The 19,777-nt window shown below is 42.8% G+C and carries 20 protein-coding genes; 6 read left to right on the top strand and 14 right to left on the bottom strand.

The window, feature by feature from the left end; translation table 11 throughout:
* Positions 1 to 60: 60 nt before the first annotated feature.
* From AB5150_RS01715 to AB5150_RS01755, 9 genes are all read right to left on the bottom strand, one after another.
* Positions 61 to 753 carry a glycerophosphodiester phosphodiesterase gene (locus AB5150_RS01715; protein WP_055222819.1) on the bottom strand — a complete coding sequence of 231 codons (693 nt, stop codon included), beginning with the start codon at positions 751 to 753 and terminating at the stop codon, positions 61 to 63.
* Positions 746 to 1,174, bottom strand: a complete 429-nt coding sequence (locus AB5150_RS01720) for a hypothetical protein (protein WP_055222821.1) — start codon at positions 1,172 to 1,174, stop codon at positions 746 to 748. Before AB5150_RS01720 ends, AB5150_RS01715 begins: the two co-directional genes overlap by 8 nt.
* A 9-nt stretch (positions 1,175 to 1,183) precedes the next feature.
* On the bottom strand, positions 1,184 to 2,719 hold the full coding sequence (locus AB5150_RS01725; protein ID WP_368291089.1) for a DNA methylase: 1,536 nt from the start codon (positions 2,717 to 2,719) through the stop codon (positions 1,184 to 1,186).
* A 73-nt stretch (positions 2,720 to 2,792) separates the two neighbouring features.
* Positions 2,793 to 4,346, bottom strand: coding sequence for an MATE family efflux transporter (locus AB5150_RS01730; protein WP_368291090.1), 1,554 nt, complete (start codon positions 4,344 to 4,346; stop codon positions 2,793 to 2,795).
* Positions 4,347 to 4,371: 25 nt separating this feature from the next.
* Positions 4,372 to 5,367 (bottom strand): ROK family protein, encoded by a 996-nt coding sequence (locus AB5150_RS01735; protein ID WP_022216043.1) that lies wholly within the window; start codon positions 5,365 to 5,367, stop codon positions 4,372 to 4,374.
* Between the two features lie 228 nt (positions 5,368 to 5,595).
* Positions 5,596 to 6,987, bottom strand: coding sequence for a uracil-xanthine permease family protein (locus AB5150_RS01740; RefSeq protein ID WP_118757656.1), 1,392 nt, complete (start codon positions 6,985 to 6,987; stop codon positions 5,596 to 5,598).
* A 67-nt stretch (positions 6,988 to 7,054) separates the two neighbouring features.
* Entirely contained in the window at positions 7,055 to 9,349 is a 2,295-nt protein-coding gene (locus AB5150_RS01745) for a xanthine dehydrogenase family protein molybdopterin-binding subunit (protein ID WP_055144149.1), read from the bottom strand.
* A gap of 12 nt (positions 9,350 to 9,361) precedes the next feature.
* A complete protein-coding gene (locus tag AB5150_RS01750; protein ID WP_055144146.1) occupies positions 9,362 to 9,832 on the bottom strand; it encodes a (2Fe-2S)-binding protein in 471 nt (156 codons plus the stop codon).
* The gene (locus tag AB5150_RS01755) at positions 9,823 to 10,623 is read right to left on the bottom strand and encodes a xanthine dehydrogenase family protein subunit M (RefSeq protein ID WP_117874144.1); all 801 of its coding nucleotides are present in this window, start codon (positions 10,621 to 10,623) and stop codon (positions 9,823 to 9,825) included. The genes AB5150_RS01750 and AB5150_RS01755 overlap by 10 nt, the downstream gene beginning before the upstream one ends.
* A 129-nt stretch (positions 10,624 to 10,752) precedes the next feature.
* Here AB5150_RS01755 and AB5150_RS01760 point away from each other — a divergent pair, with 129 nt between their 5' ends.
* From AB5150_RS01760 to AB5150_RS01780, 5 genes are read left to right on the top strand one after another with little or no spacing between them, the layout of a single operon-like run.
* A complete protein-coding gene (locus AB5150_RS01760) occupies positions 10,753 to 11,871 on the top strand; it encodes an ABC transporter substrate-binding protein (RefSeq protein WP_117874143.1) in 1,119 nt (372 codons plus the stop codon).
* On the top strand, positions 11,855 to 12,856 hold the full coding sequence (locus AB5150_RS01765; RefSeq protein WP_368291091.1) for a FecCD family ABC transporter permease: 1,002 nt from the start codon (positions 11,855 to 11,857) through the stop codon (positions 12,854 to 12,856). Before AB5150_RS01760 ends, AB5150_RS01765 begins: the two co-directional genes overlap by 17 nt.
* Positions 12,853 to 13,677 (top strand): ABC transporter ATP-binding protein, encoded by an 825-nt coding sequence (locus AB5150_RS01770; protein ID WP_055279897.1) that lies wholly within the window; start codon positions 12,853 to 12,855, stop codon positions 13,675 to 13,677. The genes AB5150_RS01765 and AB5150_RS01770 overlap by 4 nt, the downstream gene beginning before the upstream one ends.
* Positions 13,674 to 14,009, top strand: a complete 336-nt coding sequence (locus tag AB5150_RS01775; protein ID WP_055279896.1) for a winged helix-turn-helix domain-containing protein — start codon at positions 13,674 to 13,676, stop codon at positions 14,007 to 14,009. Before AB5150_RS01770 ends, AB5150_RS01775 begins: the two co-directional genes overlap by 4 nt.
* Positions 13,942 to 15,036 carry an NTP transferase domain-containing protein gene (locus AB5150_RS01780; protein WP_368291092.1) on the top strand — a complete coding sequence of 365 codons (1,095 nt, stop codon included), beginning with the start codon at positions 13,942 to 13,944 and terminating at the stop codon, positions 15,034 to 15,036. The genes AB5150_RS01775 and AB5150_RS01780 overlap by 68 nt, the downstream gene beginning before the upstream one ends.
* On the opposite strand, the gene AB5150_RS01785 is transcribed toward AB5150_RS01780, so the two are convergent.
* The 5 genes from AB5150_RS01785 to AB5150_RS01805 all read right to left on the bottom strand — a co-directional run bounded on the left by AB5150_RS01785 (position 15,037) and on the right by AB5150_RS01805 (position 17,877).
* Positions 15,037 to 15,729 (bottom strand): hypothetical protein, encoded by a 693-nt coding sequence (locus AB5150_RS01785; RefSeq protein WP_004853247.1) that lies wholly within the window; start codon positions 15,727 to 15,729, stop codon positions 15,037 to 15,039.
* Positions 15,726 to 16,286, bottom strand: coding sequence for an RNA polymerase sigma factor (locus AB5150_RS01790; RefSeq protein ID WP_055222827.1), 561 nt, complete (start codon positions 16,284 to 16,286; stop codon positions 15,726 to 15,728). Before AB5150_RS01790 ends, AB5150_RS01785 begins: the two co-directional genes overlap by 4 nt.
* A gap of 185 nt (positions 16,287 to 16,471) precedes the next feature.
* Positions 16,472 to 16,702, bottom strand: coding sequence for a type III toxin-antitoxin system ToxN/AbiQ family toxin (locus AB5150_RS01795; protein WP_015534180.1), 231 nt, complete (start codon positions 16,700 to 16,702; stop codon positions 16,472 to 16,474).
* Positions 16,703 to 16,963: 261 nt separating this feature from the next.
* Complete coding sequence (locus AB5150_RS01800) at positions 16,964 to 17,419, bottom strand: DUF3021 domain-containing protein (protein ID WP_004853253.1); 456 nt, start codon at positions 17,417 to 17,419, stop codon at positions 16,964 to 16,966.
* A gap of 11 nt (positions 17,420 to 17,430) precedes the next feature.
* Complete coding sequence (locus tag AB5150_RS01805) at positions 17,431 to 17,877, bottom strand: LytTR family DNA-binding domain-containing protein (protein WP_004853256.1); 447 nt, start codon at positions 17,875 to 17,877, stop codon at positions 17,431 to 17,433.
* 470 nt (positions 17,878 to 18,347) lie between these two features.
* On the opposite strand from AB5150_RS01805, the gene AB5150_RS01810 reads away from it, so the two are divergent.
* Positions 18,348 to 19,739: a condensation domain-containing protein gene (locus AB5150_RS01810; protein WP_349092598.1), complete on the top strand. Its 1,392-nt coding sequence runs from the start codon at positions 18,348 to 18,350 to the stop codon at positions 19,737 to 19,739.
* Positions 19,740 to 19,777: the final 38 nt, after the last annotated feature.

Here is a 19,777-nt window from a genome sequence, read left to right on the forward strand (position 1 = left end):
TATCCTCCTATGTACAACTCCTCCACCTATAGAATAATATAACAAATATTTCTAGGTCTTTCAACGCATTATATCCGGGCGGTCTGTTATCACTGCATCTACGCCCAGTCTGCACATACGTCTCATCCAGTGTGGATCATTCACAGTCCACACATATACCGGTATGTGCTTGCGCTTCATTCTCTTCACAAATTTCTTCGTGCAGAGAAGATAATTCGGCGATATAAAATCCGCTTTACACCGTCTCATTCTTCTCTCAGGAAAATACTCATTCAATCTGACACCGAGCTTAGCCTTTTTCTTACCGACGAGCAGTCCGGTCTTTATCCTCGGGTCTATGGCCTTCACATTGTACGACACTTTGTCCTTGAAGGATTTTATCGAGAACTCACCGTATCCAAATCTCCCCTTGACAAGATCTATGACACGCCTCTCGTATCCGCTCTCCTTTAATTCTATATCAAGACATATCTTTCCGCTGCAGAGTTCCAGGACTTCGTCAAGCGTAGGCACTCTGTAGCCTTCTTTTGATGCAATATCGTTGATCCTGTTGTATGTCATATCTCCTATCTTTCTGCCGTCTATAGTTCCATCATGAAATACTATGAGTATATTATCACTGGTTTTCCTCACATCGAACTCCGCCATATCCGCCTTCAGATCTATAGCTATCTGAAACGCTTCAAGTGTATTCTCATGAGGCGCAAGGGCACTCGCTCCTCTGTGTGCTATCACCATAGTCTCTCTATTCATGCAAATATACATCTCCATTCTGATCAATATTTAAATCATATATATCATCTATCGGTATCTCGGTTCTGTCTTCCATAACTATCTTTTTCCCATATACGTCAACATTGCGTATATATCCCGACACATGTTCGTATCTTCCACCAGCTTTTCTGTCATCCTTTACAAAATACTCTATACTCACACATTTTTTGTCTGCATTATGCATTATATTCAACAGTTTCTGATCAAGAACCATTTTCTGACTCTCATCCAGCTCCAACTTCTCATCGGTGAGCCTTGCAGTCTCCGCTATGGCTGCTCCATGTCCTGTGAGTGCGGCAAATGGGGCAAACTGTGCTGCTCTGTCATGGATAGACATGTGCGGATGAACAGAGGACACGTGATGTGTAAGCTGTATTATGTCATCGTAATTATCTTCCATAAGCCCCTCCTAAGCCTTGTGACCGCCTATCTGTCCGTTCCTCTCTATCGTCGTACCGCCCTTCTCAAGATTCATTCCCTTAAGGACTGCATTTTTGCCAAATTTCTTCTTGAGCTCTATCATCGCTTTCTGCATGCTCTGCTCCCGCTTCATATCCTGCTGCTTTTTCTCCGTCTCTGCTGCCCCGTCTCCAAAATCATCAAACAGACTGAGCTGCCTTGCTGACTGTTTCTCATGTGCCGCAGTATTCGATATGATATTGTTCGCCGTGACATATATCCTTCTGACATACAATAAAGGATCTACGATCTCTTCAAACAATCCGGTCACCGCATCCATGATGACCTGTGTAGATGATGTATACTCTCCAAGATTCACCGTTCCATGGGCACTTTTCGGTATCTTTCTCCCATACATATCTGTCTGTATCTCTCCGGAAAATTTCGCTCCCGCAGCGTTCTTTTTGAGATTATCTATATCATACCCCACTGTTATGACCATCTGATTTGTCTTGACATTCTTATCCACAAGATCCAGCACGAGCAGATCCGTCATCTCACGGATAATAAGTCTGGCTTTTTCATATTCGTATGGGCATGACAACACCTGTCCTGAACCTATGCTGTTCCTCTCCGGCTTGTAAGCCTTGATATCTGCAATGGTACAAGGCTCCCAGCCCCATGCATGATCTATGAGCAGCTCTGCATTTATACCAAATAATCTGTATAGCAGATCTTCGTTGTAATACTCATCGTCATGTCCCAGTGAGCATCTGGCGATATCACCCATTGTGTAAAGTCCATGACTCTCAAGTTTTCTCGCATATCCTTTTCCCACTCTCCAGAAATCTGTGAGCGGTCTGTGATTCCACAGCTTCTGTCTGTACGACATTTCATCAAGACTTGCTATCCTGACTCCATCCTTATCCGGGGCTATATGCTTTGCCTCAACATCCATCGCTATCTTACACAGGTAGAGGTTCGTTCCTATCCCTGCTGTTGCTGTTATACCGGTCTGTGCAAGCACATCCTGTATGATCGTCATGGCAAGATCGTGCGGACTCATCTTATATATCCCAAGATAATCCGTCACATCCATGAACACCTCATCTATGGAATACACATGCATATCCTCTGGTGCTACATACTTCAGATAGATGTTATATATATCCGTACTGTACTTCATGTAATATGCCATACGTGGCGGAGCGGCTATATACGAAACCGCAAATTCATTATGCTCCGCAAGCTCATTGGAATCGCAGCTCTCCCCGGAAAAGTTTCCACCGGGTGAAAGTGTTCTCCTGCTGGCATTGACCTCCTTAAGCCTCTGCACCACCTCGAACAGTCTGGCTCTTCCAGGTATACCATAGCTCTTCAGCGACGGGGAAACAGCAAGACATATGGTCTTCTCTGTTCTCGACGCATCTGCCACTACCAGATTGGTGGTCAGTGGATCAAGTCCGCGCTCAACACATTCAACCGATGCAAAGAAGGATTTCAGATCTATCGCAATATACGTTCTATCTTTCTTATCCCTATCCACAGCCAATCCCCCTGTCACTTCTTGCTCAGTCTTAATCTTCTCTTTCTGATGCTTATGTGCCTTGAGTCACATACTATACAGCAGCCGTCTCAGCAGCCTTCCCGCCGGCCCGTGTATGCCCCAGCACTTTCCTCGATACGAGTATGTATGCGATTATCATCGCCGTACCTGTTATTATCCATGAAACTATATACACGTTCAAAAGCATGCCAAAAGAATGATATCGCGCAAACACCGTATATATCCATATGATCCTGAACACTACTGAACCCACAACTGTTATAATAGCCGGCAGCATGGATCTGCCAAGGCCTCTGAGTGCCGCAGCTGTCATCTCATATGTTCCTGTCATCGCCTCAAGGAGCATGACATGCTTCATTCTTATAAGTGCATACTTTATAACCTCTGTATCTGTTGTATAAAATCTCACAAGCAAATCCCCTGAAAGCATCATGACACTGCTGAACACAGCCGTCATAAGCATGCCCTCTAACATGGCAATCCTGAGAGCTTTTCTGCATCTCTCCTTCTCACCTGCACCATAATTCTGGCTCACAAATGTCACTGCTGCCTGTGCGTATGCGGATATGACAAAATATGCAAAATATTCAAAATTAAGACCCGTGGATGAGCCTGCCACAGCATCAGGACCAAAGCTGTTGATTCCGCCCTGTATCAGCACATTTGACAATGAGAAAACTGCCGTCTGTATCGCTGATGGAGCTCCTATCCTGAGTATTTTTCCCAGGCACACTTTATCTATTCGTATATTCTTTATATCGAGTCTGAGTGGACCTTCCTCATGCATCAATATATACATGACTATTCCCGTACTGACAACATTTGATATGACCGTTGCCATGCCGACGCCTGCCACTCCAAGTTTACACACACACACGAAGAACAGGTTGAGTACAACATTGAGTACACCTGAAACTATCAGGCAGTAAAGCGGACGCCTTGTATCACCTATAGCTCTGAGCACAGCCGCTCCAAAATTATAAAGTATGATAAACGGCATTCCCACAAAGTATATCCTCAAATAAAGTACAGCCTGATCCAGCACCCTCTCAGGGGTATCTATGGCCTCAAGAATCGGTCTTGCCACAAACATTCCCGCAACAAGCATAACTATTCCGCATATAAGGGCAAACTTCACGCTGGTATGCACACACCTGCTTATGGAATCTTTTTTGTTCTGGCCTATATAATGGGCCACAAGAACATTCACACCCACTGAAAGCCCCACAAACACATTCACAAACAGGGCAACAACCGCCGCATTGCTTCCAACGGCCGCCAGGGCATCACTTCCTGCAAATCTTCCTGCCACAGCTACATCTGCCGAATTGAAAAGCTGCTGCAGTATACTGCTGGCGGCAAGTGGCATGGCAAATATAAGCATCTTAAGCGCCAGTGAACCATTTAACATATCCATCTCGTGCGATTTTTTTCTATAATCGGTGTTCTTTTCTGTATTCGTTTCTTTGCCTTTTTCTTTGCTTTTTTCTATATTTTTTTCTATGCTTCTTTCTTTACTCTTTTCTGCGCTCATTCTGATGTCCGTCTCTTTTTCGTCATTGTGCTTCATTCTGATGTCCGTCTCTTTTCCGTCATTGTGTTTCATCCTGATATGATCTCCGTTTTCTTATCTAGTGGGCACCCTCATACTTCTGAAGATAGTTGAAAAGTGCTCCTATGAGATTGGAATCGTTACCAAATTTGCACAGTCCAACCTGCATCTCATTATAGATCACTGAAAATTTTGCAAGCTTATCCACATACTTCTTCACGCCCTGTATGAACCTCGGTTCCGCACTGATTCCACCTCCAAGGAGTATGATGTCCGGTGCAAGAATGACATGTATATTCATGCAGTGCTTCGCGATGTTCAGATACCAGTCCTCAAGTACATCTATGACCGCCTTATCACCGGCAGTCTCCCACTCATATATCATCTCACCTGACACTTCATCTTCCCTCATGCCCTTGACTGCTGCCACCTCTCTTCTGAGTGAGCTTACCGATGCCTGCATCGTCCAGGTGACATTGTCCGGAAGTTTTACATGTTTCTTTGTATTCTTGAGATTCGCCTCAAGCGGTACAAGTTTGTCTATATTATCCCTGTTCACATCCTCAAACAGGTACGACATCTCACCGGCAACCATACCTCTGCCGTGGAGTATCTTTCTGTCTATGACTATTCCTCCACCGACACCTGTGCCAAATACCAATACAACTGCGCTGCTATAGTCCTTTGCATTTCCCTGCCATATCTCCGACAATGCTGCACATTTGCCGTCGTTCTCAAGCGCTACCTTAAGTCCATCGCATCTCTCGCTTACAAGCTCGCCTATATGTGCTTTGTCAAGGTAAGGCAAGGCTCCGCCGGCATAACATATCCCGTTGTCCACGTCCACCTGTCCAGGAAGTGATATAGCTATTCCTTGTATATCATATCTTTCCTTATATCCATCATATATCGACTGAAGTGCATCAAGGAATGCATCCAGCCCCTGTTGTATGTTCTCCAGTCCATTCCCAAATCTTCCAGGTGTAGGGAATTTATTCTTCTCCATTATCTCAGCATCTCTGTCCATCACACAATGCTTTATAAATGTTCCGCCTACGTCTATCACAAGGTACATAACTTCTCCTCCATACCGAATATGTTTTATTACTATATATTTTTCAAGTTAAAAAATAGCAGTCTCAAATGTATATACAGTATATATTATACTATATCGAACATACATTCGGAAACTACTATTTTTATGTTAGCATATTTTTTTGTTATCAACAACTACTTTTGTAGCACAACTTTTTGTTATATATAACAGGGACGTTTCCTTTGTAACGAGGAGCGTCCCCAATTACTACTTTTCTTTAGGCAGGATAATATTAAGCAGAATTGCAACCATTGCCGCAGGAACAATTCCTGAGCCTCCAAAAACAAGCTGGAGCAGCTGAGGGGCATTTGCTAGAATACCCGGATTGGCTCCCATTCCATAGCCCACGCCCAGTGCTACCGAAACTATGGACAGGTTGCGTGCGCTTAACGGTTCCTTTGTTATGAGCTGAATACCACTGATAACTATCGAAGAAAACATCATAACCGCAGCTCCGCCAAGCACTGACTGAGGCATGATCGATACCAGTGCTGCAAGTTTAGGGCAAAGGCCACATAATATCAGGAATATCGCTCCTGTTGCAAGCGCAAATCTGTTGACGACCTTAGTCATGGCTACAAGTCCCACATTCTGGCTGAACGATGTATTTGGAAGGACTCCAAACACAGCTGCAAGAGATGAACCCAGACCGTCACACATCACACCACCTGAAAGTTCCTTGTCTGTGGCTTCCCTTCCAAGACCACCTTCCATAACACCTGATATATCGCCTACAGTCTCCACCGCTGTAACAATAAACATTATGAGCACAGGAAGGATTGCGCGCACATCAAACACTGGTTTTACAGGCATGAGCTGTGGAATCGCAAACCAGGAAGCATCTTTCACCTTGTCCCAGTTCAGCACCCAGGCTTTTGTATATTCCACACCATCAGCAGTTATACCTGTTCTCGGAAGAACAAGTCCCATTATGATCGCTGCGATATAACCTGCGATTATTCCAAAAAGAATCGATGATGAGCTCAAAAATCCTTTTGTCCAGTGCTTAAAGAAAAGAATAACCACAAGGACAAATACTGCAAGCAGAAGGTTCTCCATGGAGCCAAAGTCTGCGGCATTATTTCCACCTCCAAACGAATTTATTCCCACCGATATAAGGCTGAGTCCAATGGATAAAACCACTGTACCTGTTACAACAGCCGGGAAAAACCTGCGCAATGGCTTCAGGAAAAAGCCAAGCACAGTCTCAAACAGGCCACCGATAATGGATGCCCCCATAATCGCACCATACGCAAGCACTCCACCGCCCATGGTTGCCGCCACGCTGTTGAATACTCCTATAAAACCTGAAGATGTACCCATAATGATCGGCACCTTTCCTCCAACAGGTCCTATTGAGAAAAGCTGTATCAGGGTGACAACTCCCGCGATAAGCATTGCGTTCTGAAGCAGTGAAAGCTGAAGATCAGCAAATTCACCACCGACCAGTCCGCATGCTCCTGTGATAATCAATAATGGTGTCAAATTTCCGACAAACATTGCAAGGACATGCTGAAGTCCAAGAGGTATCGCCTGGGAAAGAGGCATCCTTCCATCAAGCTGGAATGCTGTTTCTGAAAGTTTAAACTTATTTTTCATCTGTTGTTTTCTCCTGTATATTTTTTTCATATTACAGATTCTGTTATTCTGCTTATGTTATCTCCAATCACTCTTCCGGCATGGACATAAGAATCTTCTCCGGTGTAATCGGTAGTTCTCTGTGCCATACACCTGTCGCCCTGTATATGGCATGTGCAATAGCAGGTGCCGGAGTGTTGATAACTATTTCCCCTATCGATTTGGCTCCAAAAGGACCTGTAGGCTCATAGCTGTTTTCAAATTCCACTCTCAAATGTCCCATATCCAGACGGGTTGGTATCTTGTATTGCATGAAACTCGACTCTATCGGGCATCCCTTCGCATTGTAGGTGATGTTCTCAAACAGAGTGTGTCCGATTCCCTGAACTATGCCTCCCTCCGCCTGAACACGTGCCAGTGCCGGATTTATGGCTATGCCACAATCCACGACTGCAGCATAATCCAATATCTTCACTTCTCCTGTATATCTGTCAAGTTCTATCTCAACCATTCCGACCATATATGGAGGAGGCGAAACCGGAGATGAATGAGAGACTGTAGCTACAGCGGCAATATCATTTGCGACCTGATCCTTAACACTTATATCAGCCAAGGAAACGCTTTGATCTGTTCCTGTCCGATATGCCCTGCCATTTTCGAAATACATTTCATCCTGTTCACATCCAAGCATTCCTGCTGCAATTGCGCACAGCTTCTTCTTCAATTTATCACAGGCAAGCTCCACAGCCTTTCCTGTTACATACGTAGTGGATGAAGCATATGAGCCGGAATCATACGGTGAAGCATCTGTGTCTGCTCCAAATACCGCCACGTCATCAACCGAGCAGTCCATGCACTCCGCAACCATCTGTGCAAGGATAGTATCACATCCGGTTCCCATATCTGCAGCACCGATTATCAGGTTAAATGTACCATCATCCGCAAGCTTGACCGTTGCAGATCCCACATCCACATTCGATATACAAGAACCCTGCATGGCCATTGCCACTCCTGCAGCCCTGACTTTTCCGTTTCCCATGTCCCTGACAGGGTATTTATCATCCCAGTTAAATATCTCCTTGCATCTGGCCATACATCTGTCAAGAGCACACGCATTTGCAGTTTCACCATAATACGCAGGCATCTTCATTCCCTCGCGCAGCATATTCTGCTCACGGATCACGGTCGGATCTATCCCCAGTTTCTCCGCAAGTTCATTCACCGCAGACTCAAGTGCGAAGATTCCCTGTGTAGCCCCATAGCCTCTGTATGCACCAGCCGCCATAGTGTTCGTATATACAACATCATATCCAAACCTATATGCCTCAAGACCTCCCGTATATAATGGAATTGACTTATGCCCGCTAAGTCCGACTGTTGTAGGTCCATGCTCCCCATACGCTCCTGTGTTGGACAGCGTATACAGATCAAGTCCCCTTATATGTCCATCGCGGTCTGCTCCCAGACGAACACTCACCTCCATCTCATGGCGCGGTGAACCTGCGATCTGACTTTCCTGTCTCGTAAATATGATCTTGGCCGCACGTCCTGTCTTCATGGTCACAAATGCAGGATACACCTCACTTACCGCTGTCTGCTTTGCTCCAAATCCGCCTCCTATACGTGGTTTTTCCACTCTGATCCTGCTCTTTGGAATGCCAAGCGCTCTTGACAGAATACGACGTACATGAAACACGATCTGTGTAGAAGAAATTACATGAAGCCTTCCATAACGGTCAAGGTGTGTATACGTTCGAAAAGTCTCCATCATAGCCTGGTTAAAGGCTCTCATATGATATCTGTTCTCCAGTACCTCATCACAGTCAGCTATAACAGCATCAACATCGCCATCACCGCCTATATCGCTTGCTATCAGGTTGCGTTTCGGATCGCCTCCTACCTGAACCGGTGGGAACCAGTCGTCCTCAGGATGAACCAATATATCATTATCCTTTGCCTTGCGGAAATCCAGAACAGGCTCTAAGATTTTATATTTTACCTTTATGAGTTTCATAGCCTTGATTGCTGACTTTTCATCCTCAGCTGCTATGATTGCAACCACATCGCCCACACACCTCACATGGCGATCCATAATGAGTCTGTCATACGGTGACGGCTCAGGATATGTCTGTCCTGCTATTGCAAACCGGCTATTTGGCACATCCTGCCATGTGTAAATATCTACTATTCCGGGTATTTTTTTTGCTATGGAGACATTTATATCCTCCACAATAGCATTCGCATGTGGACTGCGAAGCAGTTTCACAACAAGTGCATCACCGGGAGTGATATCATCCACATATACCGGTTTGCCAAGAAGTAACTGCATAGAATCTTTTTTTCTAACGGATTTATTAACTACATTATATTTTTTATGTTCCATGAGTTCACCCCTTTACTGTCTGTCATCTGCAGGAATTCTACTGTCTAAGTAATTTCGGATTCCTCTCAGTTGTCCCTCATATCCGGAACATCTGCACAGATTCCCGGCAAGATATGCCCTGATCTCATCATCCGATGGATCAGGATTTTCTCTGAGAAGAGCTATTGTATTCATCACAAAACCCGGGTTGCAGAAACCACATTGATCAGCACCCTGATCAGCAATGAATCCGGCAAATTCTGCCGCCTCATCCTGAAGGCCCTCAAGGGTCTGCACCTCGTGTCCATCTGCCCTGGCAGCAAGCATCGAACAGGAAAGGACAGGAGTCTGATCCATAAGCACTGTACACAGGCCGCAATTTGACGTCTCACAGCCGCGTTTCACACTATAACAGCCATGATCGCGCAGAAAATCTATAAGGAGCATATCAGGAGCTATATTTCCCGAGACAAATTTCCCATTTAATTTAACTTTTATTTCCACTGCTGCTCCTCCTCAATTTTTTTCAATAATCTCTGTCCAAGCACACGTATCAGACGGCTTCTGTATTCTGCACCAGCACGATGATTGCTTCCAACCGGAACATTGTCAGAAACCCAACTGGCAAATGCTTTCTCTGTATCATCTGAAAGTCCCCCTGTGAGCAAGCCTTCTTCATCCAGAACAAGCATCGCCCTTCCAGGCCTTGCTCCCACAGCCAGACGGTATTCTCCATCCACGCATGATGCTGAACAGGCAATGACAGGAAAATCTGTTCTCTGATTGCGGACTGATGCATAAGCAAAAACCCCAGGAGTTTTCCTGATGATCAGATGTACAATCACGTCCCTGTCCTGCTTCATGTTGACAAATTCCCTGAGAGGAATCATACCACCATGATAAAGTTCCACAAATGCATCCATAGCTAAAAAAACTGTCAGGATGTCTGAAAAGCCGAAACGTCCCCATATGCTTCCGCCAATCGTTGCGAGATTCCGAAACTGAACTCCCACAATATCCTTCACAGCTTCACATACTGCACCATGTGTATATTTGTTTAATCCGTCATGCAGCTCTATCTGACGGAGTGATGCCATTGCACCAATAATGAATTCGTCATCTTTTTCTTCAATCTTATCAAGTCCCAGATCACACATATCTATGGCTGTCTGTATCAGGCGATCCTGCATTTTTGTCCAGAGCATGCCTCCGATAATACAGCTTCCCTTTTTCTGATTCAGTTCATATGCCTCATCAATACTTTGTGCGCGTACATAATTCTGTATTGTTACCATAAAAGCTCCTTTTAACATATAAACACAATTTTTCAAAATATATTATATTAAAACAGCTTGTCTTTGAAAAGATGCTTTGTTACAATACCGTTGTATTATTTCAAGAATAACGAAAGGAACATTGAATTCATGAAAACAACTTTTAAAAATCAACTATCTATCATACTTATCTGTACTATGCTGGCAGTACTTACAGCCTGTGGTACAGACAGTGCTACAACAACACAGAGTACTACGGAAAGCACCACAGCTGCTTCAGTATCCGAATCAGCTTCCAGTGAAGAAGTATCTGAAGAATTATCTTCTGAAGAGTCTTCCACTGAAGCAGATGCTGAACAGACTGTCTACCCTGTAACAGTTACTGACCAGGCCGGCCGTGAAGTTACAATTGAAAAAGAGCCATCTTCTATCGTGAGCGGCTACTATATTTCTTCAAGCCTTCTGATCGCTCTTGGTCTCAAGGATAAGGTTGTCGGTATTGAGGCAAAAGCAGACAAGCGCCCTATTTATAAGCTTGCTGCACCGGAAATGACAGAGCTGCCGAATGTTGGAACTGCCAAAGAGTTCAACCTTGAGACATGTGCTACTCTTTCACCTGATCTAGTTATTCTGCCAATGAAGCTGAAGGATGCAGCCCAGAGCCTGACAGACCTCGGTATCACAGTACTGCTCGTCAATCCTGAAAGTCAGGATCTTCTGACAGAAATGATCAACACCATAGCTACGGCAACTAACACCAACTCAGAAGCTGCAAAGCTGCTCGCATATATAGATTCTCAGAAGGATATGCTTACTTCAGCTCTGTCTGGCGTAGAACCTGAAAGTGTATACCTTGCCGGCAACTCATCATTCCTGTCTACTGCCGGTCCTTCTATGTATCAGTCAAGCATCATAGAACTTGCCGGTGGAAAAAATGCAGCTGATTCTATCACAGACACCTACTGGGCCGAGATAAGCTATGAGCAGCTTCTTGCATGGGATCCTTCTTATATAATAATCGCATCGGATGCCGAATATACAGTAGATGACGTAATGAACGATCCAAACCTTGCAGAATGCACTGCTGTAAAAAACAGCCACGTATATGCTATTCCTGGAGACGTGGAAGCACTGGATAGCCCGGTACCTGCAGGAATCCTGGCATCTGTATGGCTTGCAGGGATCCTTCATCCTGATCAGGTATCAGCTGACACATATACAACTGAAATGACAAATTATTATGAAACATTCTATGGAATCAACAACTAATAACAAGCGTAAAAATAAAAACAAAGCAACAATAACTATTATACTGGGAGCTGTCATTCTGGCAGCTCTCAGTATATTTTCTTTTTTTGTCGGAAGATATCCTCTTACACTGAATGGATTGCTGCAAGGCGATGACATGCAGTGGCGTGTATTTCTCACGCTTCGCGCAAGCCGCGGAATCATCGGCTGTATAGGGGGATTTGTTCTCGGCATAGCAGGATTTGTATATCAGACTGTCTTTAAGAACCCATTGGCTTCTCCAGACATCATAGGTGTATCCTCAGGTGCAAGCGCAGGTGCCGCATTTGGCATTCTGTTTTTGTCCGGAACAATGTCTGTAACCATATCTGCTTTTGCCGGAGCCATATGCTGTGTGATACTGGTTCTGCTTCTGTCATCGCTGACATATGAACGTGATGGAAAAAGCATAGTACTGGCAGGCATAGCAGTACACAGTCTTGCCCAGACCGCTCTTGTGTGTCTGAAGCTGACTGCCGACCCTGAAAAACAATTAGCATCAATTGAATACTGGATCATGGGAAGTCTTAATGGCATAAGCATATATTCCATTGGCTCAAACGTAATACTATGTGCGGTCTGCCTGCTGATAATGTTCCTGTTGTACAGACAGATCATAATGCTCTCCCTTGATGACGCAGAGGGCAAAATGCTTGGAGTGCATGTTAACCAGATGCGAATGCTGGTTCTTTTGATCGCAACCCTGGCAACTTCAAGTGTGATCAGCATGACAGGACTTATCAGCTTTATTTCTTTGCTTGCTCCGCACGGAGCCAGAATGCTGCTCAAAAATAACCGCTTATCAACTATGCTTCTGAGTGGTCTTATAGGTGGATGTCTTCTCACTTTCGGCGATATCCTTGCCCGCAGTGTATGTTCCACAGAACTGCCGGTCAGTATATTCACAAGTATCGTAGGAGCACCGTTTCTTATCTATCTATGCATAAGGAGGAAACCTGTAAAATGAGTATATTAAACATATGCGATCTGTCAGCCGGCTACCACCACAGCAGCCGCACCAACACCCCAGATGTGCAAAATGTGATAAATAATATCAGCTTTTCTGCAGAAGAAGGTACAATTGTTGGTATACTTGGCGAGAATGGCTGTGGCAAGACAACCCTTATCAAAGCTATTGCCAATTTGATTCCACATAGTGGCTGCTGCGAGTTAGATAATCTCCAGCTGGAACATATTCCTCACAAAAAACTAGCACAGCTATGTGGATATATCCCTCAAAAAAGCGGCATATCCATAGACATATCTCTCTTGGATGTTGTCATGATGGGATTTAACCCAGAGCTTAAGCTGCTTCAGCCCCCTACTGATACCATGAAAGGAAAAGCTCATGAAGTTCTTGCAATGGTCGGCCTTGATTCACGGATAAACGATAATTTCCAGACATTGAGCGAGGGGCAAAAACAGCTTGCCCTGCTGGCACGTACATTTGTGGCCAAACGGAAGCTTTTACTCCTGGACGAACCGGAAAGTGCACTGGACTTCAGACTGCGCTACCAGATCATGAAACTTCTGTGCAGCTATGTTGAACAAAACCGCGCGGTGTCTCTGGTAACGCTTCACGATTCATCACTTGCATTAAATTACTGCAACACTCTTCTGGTTTTATCTGAATCCAAGCTGATCGGTGAAATATATCCCGATAAAACACCCATTGAGGAAATGGAAATGCTTCTGTCCAAAGTTTATGGTACAATCAGTATCAGAGAACTTTGCAACCGTCAGGGAAAGCGCCAGCTTGTCATGATGAAGGAGGATGATATGCATTGAGAGCTGCTATTAAAATAACATTTTTTGATGATAATGATGAGAAATTCTTTGGTGAAGGCCCATACCGCCTTCTTTTGGCTATAGAAAAAACCGGTTCTCTCCGCTCCGCATCCCAGTCCATGGGACTTGCCTACAGCAAAGCATTCCGCATGATAAAAAATGCTGAAGAAGCGCTGGGATTTTCACTTACAAGCCGCACAACAGGTGGCAGGTCAGGTGGGGGAAGCACGATAACACCAGAGGGAAAGGAATGGCTGAAAAAATATGAACAATACAGAGAAGCCTGTATTCAGGCTGGAAGCCAATTGTATATGGAGATCTTTTCTGACTAGTCAAAAGAAACATATCGTTATTACCGGTGACAGGAAAAGTGGCAAATCAACACTTCTCTCTTCACTTTTCGACAGACAAATGCCCGGAGTTACATCATGGGCCGTTCCAAAAGAAGGCGTATACATGAAAAACAACTCTAGCGGTGAAGTTGTACGTATAGGCAGATTCTGCTCTGATGCCACAGGTTGCGAGAACCTCATGCAGCCCATTAAAGATGCCTTTAACAGCACATGTATTGCTTTTTTAGAAAGCCTAGCAGACACAACAGCACCATGGATTACTGTAGACGAAATTGGATATCTTGAAAACACATCATACGATTATCAAAAAGCTTTCGAAAGGCTCATGAATAAAAAGCGGATCATTATGGTCGTTCGAAAACAGGATCTCTCATTTCTAAACTGGCTGTGCAGCCATAAAGATGTGTTCCTTGTTGACCTTGACAGACCATTTGGCAATTCCGGATGTATCATCATGGCTTCAGGACAGGGAAAGCGCTTTGGCAGCAATAAGCTCATGGCTGAATATCACGGACAGCCACTCATAAAGTGGATACTTGATATAACAAAAGATTTGTTTGCCAGACGACTTGTTGTCACCATACACCAGGATATTGAAAAGCTTTGCACAGAATATAGTATACCGGTAATCCTTCACTCCTCTCCATATCGGAATGATATGATCCGTCTTGGTCTGGATACAATTGGTTCTTATATTGACCGCTGTGCTTTTATTCCTTCCGATCAGCCACTCATAAAGACGGAATCTATAGCATCACTATTATTATGTTCTAAAAATGAGCCATCATATATATGGAGAACGTGTTATGACAAAACACCAGGAGCACCTGTGATATTTCCAAAAGAATATTTTGATGAGCTTATGTCTCTCCCACAAGGAAAAGGCGGAAATGTCGTTGTCCACAGTCACGAATCTCAGGTAAGGCAGCTACCTGTCACCAGCAAGACTGAATTGATGGACATTGACACACCAGCAGATATGGCGCGGCTGAAGGAACGTCCCTGATTATTCTTGGATTTGACTCAAATCAAATGCACCGTTCTCAATCAACTTCAAAATTGTGTCTACCAAGTTGTTTTTTACAGTTTCACTTTCATTTTCAACGCCAGAATACTCTACATAAATAGTGTTCTCTCCCATATCAAAGGTTGCATAATATATTACGGTTTTGATACCTTGACTATTTGACTTTGTTACGAAATATCCTGCATTGATATCAACGCCGTCTACACTTGAAGTGATTGTATTTCCATCAATGATAGTATCTAATAGATTTACACCCTGTTTAGATACTACCATTCTTGTATCACCAATTTTTCCCTCAAGACCCAGAATATTATGATTGTCAGCATCAAAGTAAGCATCTGCGGTAACAGGCAAGTCTGCAAAAAGCATTTCAATCTCAGCATCGCTCAAGGGCCTTGTTGTTACATTTAAGTTAATTGAAGATTGTGATAAGTCATTTTTAACAAAAGTAATTGTTTCTCCACCATCCAGCGTGGCAATATCGTTTTTTGTACCAAACAGATTGCTTTGAAAAACTCCCACTCCAATCACAGCAACGAGTACGAAGCAAGCAGCAACAGACACCCATTTTTGCCGATTAGTTATTTTACTTGTTTTTTTCATAGGTTCAGCCTCCTTAATATACTGATTATCGACATTTCCCAATGCCCTTAAAAGTTTCTTTTCTTTCATACAGAGATACCTTCTTTCTCTAACAATTTTTTAAGTTCGTTCCTTGAACGAAATAATGACATCTTGATTTTGCTCTCGCTCATATCATATTCCGTTGCAATTTCTTTAATGGGCGATAAGTACCAATATCTTCTCATAAAGATTTTTCGCTGTTCTAATGACAGGGAAGAAAGAAAGCGGTTGAGAATATCCGTTAGAGCAATTTCTTCAACAATGTTTTCTGTACTATCCAACGATGGTATGCACTCTTGTATTTCATCAAGAATCAATGGCATTTGCCCGCTATTACGTTTCTTTGCATTGAGCAGTTCGTACCTGTCCAAAGATAAGTTGCGAGTAATCTTCCCTAAAAAAGTTTTTAGGACAGATGGACGGTTAGGCGGTATGCTGTTCCAAGCTCTTAAATAAGTATCATTTACACATTCCTCGCTGTCTTCGTCATTGTGAAGAATATTAAAGGCTATGTATCTGCAATACTTTCCGTATTTTTTTGAAGTTTCGGATATAGCAGCTTCGGAGCGCTCCCAATATAAATCTAATATCTGCTTATCATCCATAGGCTTCTCCTCCTCCTTTGTATTAAGGCCTTTCACTCTAATAGACGGGGAAAATGTGTCAAGCGTCACTTAAATTCAAAAGATATTTATTCAAAGATTAGCTTTCATTTTTTGAAAGAATATAATAAAACAGCAAAAGACATACACCAACAAGTCTCTTAATATTCAATGCGGAAAATTACAATTCATACAATCTTTTTGAAATCAATTTTATCCCTCATTTTTTCATGCTTTTCCTTTGGCTTAGATAAGGGAACACAATACTTATGTTCATTACAAATAACAAGCACTCCAAGAAAAGGTCGCTCGTCCTTACCAATCTGAGGAGATACCGATAAAACTCTGTCATCTATATTATGTAAGTTTCTGATGTATTTCATATCAATACGATATACTTCTAATGGTGCTTGAATCATTCATTTCTTCTTTAAAATATTTCAAGGACTATGTTTCCATAGTCCTTGAATGTAGTGTCACCGTAGCGACCCTAACGCTTTTTGAACGTCCACTTATCGGCAGGACCCTCCTTCAATATTATTGAACCAAATGCCATTCTTTTGTCAATGAATTTCTAAAAATTCATAATCTTTTTATATTTAGCACAAATCATTTTTCAGCCTCGTAGAGCGAAATACACCCACCGCACAAATCTTCGATTTGTACTCTGTGTATTTCGACTAATTATTCTTTTGAATGCCTTCTTTTATCTTATAAATACGTATCTTCCAAATCAAATATTGTACTATCCAAACTACAACAAATATTGCAACAAAAATAGCAAAATAGCTTAATACACCTTTAACAGAATGCTCCATCCATTCGCAAATATATGCAACTGTCATCATAAGTACAGATACAATTCCAAAATAAATGCTTGTTTGTTTTAATAAACTCCACTTATCTATTTCCCAGATAACAGATGCTCCTGCAAATCCTGCTCCAAGAACGGCACTTAAAACAGTCTGTATGATAATCGCTGTTACCTCATTGCCAAATCGTTCAATCAAACTCGGAACACATGAATAGTAACTACCATCACCGATTGCAAGTGAAATTCCAATTGTAATCAAATAACTAATTACAATTCCACCCAATAATCCAACAAATATTCTAGAAAATAATTCTTTTTTCATTTTTAGTCACCTCATAATCCTAATACTTTTTTGATCTTTGAAACATATCTTCTGGAAACATAACTTACAGTCCCATTCGATAATTCCATACAAATTGTTCCTACAAAGCTTAAATCAAGGCTTTTAACCTTCTTAAGATTCACAATTTCTGAATTTGATATCCTTACAAACTTACTGTTATCCAATCTTTCTTCCGCTTCATATAGTCTCAATCTAATTTGATACGTACCATTGTCTGTTTGGGTAAAAACTTTACTGTCTTCTGCGTAAATCTTTACTATGTGATCCGGATCTAATAGTTCGACCTTATCCTCTCTGATACCGGAAATAATTGTTGGAGCATCATCTAATCTGCTTACAAAATCAACAACTCTGTTAACTTCTTCCGTCATCTGTGCTGTTGTAATCATAATTTCAGGTTCTTTAGCTTCCGCATCGATATTAATATTCAGTTTCATGATTTTCCTCCTTTCTTGCTTTGTAGTATATCTGGATTAGGATTATTATCTATACTTTATCAATAGGTGGTAATTTTTTCTACCTAACTGGTCAAAAACAATGTTTTCGCAGTTGATTCCTTCCCTTGTTTTTTCCCTTATGAGGGTTCATAAACAAGGGTAAAACGATATAACACAATACAAGATGTGACGGGGAGGACACCCACGAAAATTTTAGTATTTTCAAGGGTTTGCCGAGATTTCTATAACCAAATATAACAGTTATTACATGTAGGGACGTTCCTTCTGTCACCAAGAGTGTCCCTCTGTCTTATTCGTTACAGGGGGACACTCTTGGTGACAGAAGGAACGTCCCCGATTTCCGGTCAATTTCATCTAAAGTGTCCATTAGCGGATCCGGCATATTGAATCCTCATTTTTCTTGTGATAACTTTTCCCACAGCGTATCAGAACATCAGGAGGAATAAATTATGCCAAGAAAATATTATCCATTAACACCTTCACAAAAGATACATTTCAAACCAATTATTGAATTTGGCACTCAGCAAGTCGCAAATATAAGCATTTGTATGACTCTGCAAGCGCCGCTTGATTTTGGTCTGCTGAAAAAATGCATACAGCTGGAGTACGAAAGATACGAATGCCTGCGAATCCGTTTTACAAAAGTTGACCCAAATGGAGAGGTACGGCAATATGTTGTTTCTCACGATGACAGAGATATTGATTACGAAAACCTTTCATGGCTTTCCGGTGATGACGCTTACCACCGCATGGAAGAATGGTCCAGAATTCCGTTTGACGGGGACAATATTCCGATGAACGTGATAAAAATGATCTCACTTCCGGGGGGCTACAATGGGCTGTATATCAAGATCGATCACAGACTCATGGATTCATGTGGAGCTATCGTCATGGTGAATGACATCATGGAACTGTACTGTCATTACAAATTTGGCACGCCTTATCCTGAGGACATGGCAAGTTTCACTGACATGGTCGAACGTGATCTTAAAAAAAGCACAGACGAAAAACGTGTCTCAAAAGACCGCATGTACTGGCAAAATGTGCTGGAGGAAAATGGAGAACCTATTTACTCCGATATACAGGGACAACGGATACTCCAGGAAAGCAGGCGCCTTCACAATGACAAGTCACTCCGCGCTGCAGATCAGGAGATTAACAACCTGTCTGTCGCTACAAAGAACTATCACCTGGATGCTGAGCCAACCCAGAATCTTCTGGATTTTTGTATGAACAATCACATATCCATGACCAACCTCATTCTCATGGGAATACGAACTTATCTCTCCAAGGCAAATGGCGGACAGACTGACATCTCCATAAGGAATTATGTTTCAAGACGTTCCACACATGCCGAGTGGGTATCAGGTGGCTCGCGCGCAATGGCATACCCTTGCAGAACCATCATTGATCCGGACACAGAGTTTCTGGATGCAGTTTTCATGATTCAGGATGTTCAGAATCATGTATACCGACACTGCAATTATGACCCGGAACTTTTGTCTGACCAGATGAAAGAAATGTTCCACACTCCTCCACACACTACTTATGAGAGCGTGGGGCTTACTTACCAGCCTCTTCCTATCAGGCTTAAAAATCCGCATCTCGAAGACATTTCCGTAAGGAGCATGTGGATTCCAAATGGTACATCAAAACAAAAGATCTATCTCACCGTCATGCACAGTGCAAATGATCTGGGTTTGAATTTCTATTTCAGATACCAGACCGCAAGTCTCTCCGAACAGGACATTGAACTGTTCTACTACTACCTTATGAAGATAATCTTCAAAGGCATTGCCGAGCCAGAAATGACCGTGGGCGAAATCATCGAATGCATCTGACCATCTTTTGGGGACGGAGGTTCCTGCCCCATTTAATT

This window comes from Coprococcus sp. RTP21281st1_F1_RTP21281_210402 (genome assembly GCF_040915325.1).
GTDB classification, from domain to species: domain Bacteria; phylum Bacillota; class Clostridia; order Lachnospirales; family Lachnospiraceae; genus Coprococcus; species Coprococcus aceti.